Annotated in this window: 2 protein-coding genes; both read right to left on the bottom strand. The window is 60.8% G+C overall.

Features of this window, described 5'->3' with window-relative positions:
* Positions 1-37 precede the first annotated feature (37 nt).
* A complete protein-coding gene (locus ACNPM8_RS09185; protein ID WP_448939713.1) occupies positions 38-3,109 on the bottom strand; it encodes a S8 family serine peptidase in 3,072 nt (1,023 codons plus the stop codon).
* Between the two features lie 563 nt (positions 3,110-3,672).
* A complete protein-coding gene (locus ACNPM8_RS09190; protein ID WP_105658599.1) occupies positions 3,673-4,161 on the bottom strand; it encodes an FBP domain-containing protein in 489 nt (162 codons plus the stop codon).
* Positions 4,162-4,486: the final 325 nt, after the last annotated feature.

A 4,486-nucleotide genomic window follows, 5' to 3' on the forward strand; every position in this document is an offset into this window, starting at 1 on the left:
GGAAGTGCCCGGGGCCTGCTCTTGGGAGGTGGAAGGCCTACTTCTTGCCCTTCTTCTTTCCGTCAGTTACTTCCAGAACCTGTGCACGGTCATCATTGCCGTTGTGCAGGTGAAGCAACAGTGCCTTCGATGCCTTGGTGCTGTCTGCAACGGTCACCGGGATCTGGGTACCGGACAGATCGGTGAACAAGGTGCCTTCTGCACCGAAATCAACCTGTGGCGCTGCCACGTTGAAGTCGATCCAGTCGGTCTGGTCAACCGGGATCATCGAGCCGTTCTCATCGGTGTTGTACCAGGAGTAGCCCAGAACACGGTAGGAGATCTCCGCGGAATCCTCATCGAGCCCCAGGGCGGACAGGGAGATCGGGAAGACCGCTGCATTGGTGTCGAAGGTGTTGGTATCGACATCGCCGAGCATGCCGTTCACTGGCTGCAGATCAACTTGCTCGCCGGTGGCGAGGTTGAAGGTTGCTGCCAGGTCAAGGTCAACTTCGTCGAATGCGGCGTTGAAGGTAACGAAGTCGGCTTCGCCGTCGCCATTGGTATCGATCTCGACATCCAGCTCGGTGCCGCCAGCCAGATGGGCCCAGTTGGCCCAGGTGGAGATGCCGACATTCAGCAGGCCGTCAGCCACGCCGGTGCGGGCAGCGGTGCTCGATGCGCCAACGTGCTGCAGGTCCACGGAACGGGCCGCCGGGATGCTGTCCAGCGAATCGTCGCCGCGCTCACTCGAAGCCCCCAGCTCGAAGGCACCGAGCAGGGAGGTCACCGAAGTAGCGCCCTCGCCAGCAGTGATGTCCTTGCCCTTCAGGCTCAGGGTGGTGGTATCCGCGCCCTTCTTCAGCTTCTTGAGCTTGCCCTCCATGTCGGCAGCCAGCTTGGGTGCTGCCTGGACTGGAATGCGCAGGGTCGGAGCATCGATGGCAGTCAGCTCGACGCGACCGCTGGCATCGGCAACCCAGGCACGAGCCAGACCGGACTGGCTGGTAGCCATGGTTGGATCGATGGTCTTGGCCCACTGCTGCGGGTCAACGCTCAGGGTGACGTTCAGCTTGGCGCTGCCGCCGGCCGGCACGGTGACACTGCTGCGATCCAAGGTGAAGCTTGCGCCTGGGATCTCGGTAGCGGCCACGTAATTGGCGTCATAGCTCTGCGCCTTGCCGCTGGTGTTCTCAATGGTGATTTCGCGCTGCGCGCTGAACGGCTTCTTGCCTCCCAGCTCGATAACGCCGAAGACCACGCTGGTCAGATCCGCTGCCTCGGAATCGTAGGCGAAAGCAGGGCTCTGGAGTGCTGCATCGGCCATCACGCGACCGGAACCAACACGGTTCGGACCGTAGGCTTCGCCATTGGCGGCCTTGATGTCGGTGGCCGCGGTGTTCATGATGATGCTCTTGGCTTCATATGGGGTGTAGTCGCTGTCTTCCAGAACCAGCGCGGCGATACCAGCAACCAATGGAGTGGCCATCGAGGTACCGGTCATCACGGCGGTGCCGGTACCGGTGCCCACGCCAACCGAGCCGATCTGCGTACCTGGGGCAGCCACATCCGGCTTGACCACGCCGTTGGAACCGTGGACGCCACGCGAGGAAGAGGAATTCAGCGTGTCTGCAACGCCGGACTCGCTGGAGGAACCGCCAACGAATTCGGGGGACAGGGTAACCTGCAGCGTGCCAGCTTCAGCTGCTGGGCGCAGCTTGTTCGACTCGTCCAAGGTGAACTGCGCACCTGGGATGGTCGCGTTGCCGGCGATGCCTGCATCGAACAGGTTGCTTTCTGCATCCAAGAGGACACCGGTGGCACCGGCGGCTTCAGCGTTGTTGAAGCGGGCGCCGGAACCGCAAGGGAACTCGCCGTTCTCGCTCCACTGCAGCCAAACCCACTTGCCTTCCAGCGAACCTTCTTCGAAAGCGTCGCAACCGAATGCGTTATCGGCCGGAGCCATCACTGCTTCTCCGGACAAGGCGGCCGGATCAGCATTGGTGTAGTTGAAGTTCGCCGAGTACTGGCCCGAGGCCGAACCGGCGACATTGTCGGGACCATCGACCTGGATCTTGTCCAGGGTGACGTGCGAGCCAACGGAGTTGGCTACGGTCAGCGAGGAACGCGAGTTGCCCGGCGAACCGCCCACGTCGGTGACATCGCCGGCATTGCCGGAAGCGACAACCGAGAGGATGCCGGCTGCGCTCAGGGCGTCGACAATGTCATTTTCAGGGTCGTTGGCCGGGGAATGATCCGAACCAAGGGACATGTTGACCACGTCGGCGCGGTCCGAGAAGTCGCCGTCGCCGTTCGGATCAAGTACGTAGTCCAGTGCTTGGCCAACCACGGAGGAGGAGCCGCCGCAACCGAAGACGCGGATGCCGATGAGCTGTGCGTCAGGGGCCGAGCCCGGGCCGACCTTCATCTGCGCCAGCGCGTCGGCGTCCAGCGAGGAATAGTCCCCGGTGAAGGTCGAGCCATCGGCGTTGACGCCATAGCCTGCGGTGGTTCCGGCAACGTGGGAGCCGTGTCCGGCAGCTTGGCAGTCAAGCGGGTTGGGGTCCGGATGCGGAATCGGCTGGTAGGTGGGATCGTCGGAGTCGGCGTTGTAGTCATCGCCGACCAAGTCCCAACCGCCAATGAACTTGTTGGTGTCGATCAGGCCCGAATCTGCACCGGGCAGCTCATCGGACGCCTGGGCTTCCTTATAGCCTTCCAAGGTGCCCGGGCCGCCGAAGCTGGCATGGGTGTAATCCACGCCGGTATCCAGCACAGCCACCTTGACGCCGTCACCGGTCTTGTCCAGGGACTTCCATGATTCCAGGGCGCCGGTATCAACTACCGAGCTGCGGTTGGAGGGCTTCTTGGGAACGATGGAGCTGATCTTGGCAACGTCGCTACGCTGTGCAAGCTTGCGCAGATCAGCGGCATCACCGGTCAGTGCGACACCCTGCAGTGCGTTGTGCGTGGTGTAGATGACCTTCGAGTTGGCCTCGGCTGCCAGCTGCTTGCCCTTGGCCTTGACCTCCTTGCCGATCTTCTTGACCTTGGCAGTGTCCTTCTTCTTGCCGGACTTCTTCACCGTCTCGAAGGCGCCATCACCCTGGAACTGAACGAAAACAGACACTTCACCAGTTGATTTGGCAAGAGGTCCGGAGACTTTCAGGTTGGACAGCGCTGATGAACTGGTGATTGGCAGGGACGCGGCATTTTCGCCGTCGCCTGGTTGGGGGATTCCTGCTGCGCTTGCCGGTCCTGACAAGGTAACAGCCAGTGCAAGCGCAGTGGCTGATCCCAAAATCAGGCGCGGCACTCTCTGCGTGCGGCGAGTGACCATGATTCTCCTAGCTGGGCTGGATAGCGGTGCTGCTCCCGTCATGGGCGGGCGACATAAAAGCGGTGCGAGCCTTGATGATCGTCCGGGGTAAACGTCCGCTAGTGCGTATACCCATAGCTGGAATCTTAGGTGACGTAGCTCATATATCAAGGGGTTATTGAATAGTAACCTTTGGCTGGATATTGTGCTGGCTTGGGAATTTCACAATAAAATCCGCGAACCACTGCGACAAACCCGCCCAGCAAGGCCTGATGGGCCCGCCCATTTTTGAGAAAATTTGGACGCTTTGTTACTCATCAGTTCACTACTTGCTGGGCGGGCGGCGCCGGAATCGGCTTAAAGGCTGCGGTTGCCTAGAGGCGGTTCAGGAAGCTATGCACGCGCTCGTCGAGCAGCTGGATGCGCTCGGCAACGACAACCATTGGGTCCGGGTAGATCGGATTCTTCGGAGGCGGGATCCGCACATTGCGGGAGCACTCGAAGTTCAGGCAGATCAAGGTTCCCAAGGTGTTGCCGTCACGTCCGGCCTGGCCAGCGCGTTTGGTCGTCCACATGCCTACCGCGCAGGGGATGTTCACATCGCGGCACATCTCGCACATCGTGGCGTTGGTCGGCTTGCGGCCACCGTCGGTGGGGCGCAAGAGGATGCCGCGGGTCTGCCCCGCTTCATCGGTGTGGAGCAGGTAGCCGCGCTGCATCATTTTCGGGTCGCGCCAACCCAGGTACTCCAGCGAATCCCACTCGAGGGAGGCAAAGTTTTCGGGCAGGGTCAATTTCTTCGCTTCTTGGCGGCTGGCGTTGATGAAAGAAGAGCGGATGGTTTTTTCGGTCAATGGCTGCATGGGAAATCCTCAAATAGTCCGCACGCGCTTCATGGGCGCACGGAATCACGAATCGTCAAGGTGTTGAGGTCTGCAAGGGAACGAAAAATTGGGGGCACTGGAACATTGCCTAAGGCAGAAGCCTTAAGCGGAAAACGTGTTGCCAACCCCGTTCGATACGCAGACGAACGGGCAGAGCGTCAAAGTGGCTTGCATAGCCGACCGCTCCCTCCTGTGGTTCTCCACGCATTGATTCCGAGCACTTCCGGAATAACCATAACAAGTGCGGTTGGCTTAGGCCAATGACTGGGATCACGGTTAAAGCAGTTTGGGGGGGCCCCCCGTG

Source organism: Glutamicibacter sp. AGC46 (assembly GCF_053543715.1).

Bases quoted from the DNA above. Each gene is read 5' to 3' on its own strand.
- ACNPM8_RS09190 (WP_105658599.1), bottom strand. From the start codon at position 4,161: ATGCAGCCATTGACCGAAAAAACCATCCGCTCTTCTTTCATCAACGCC.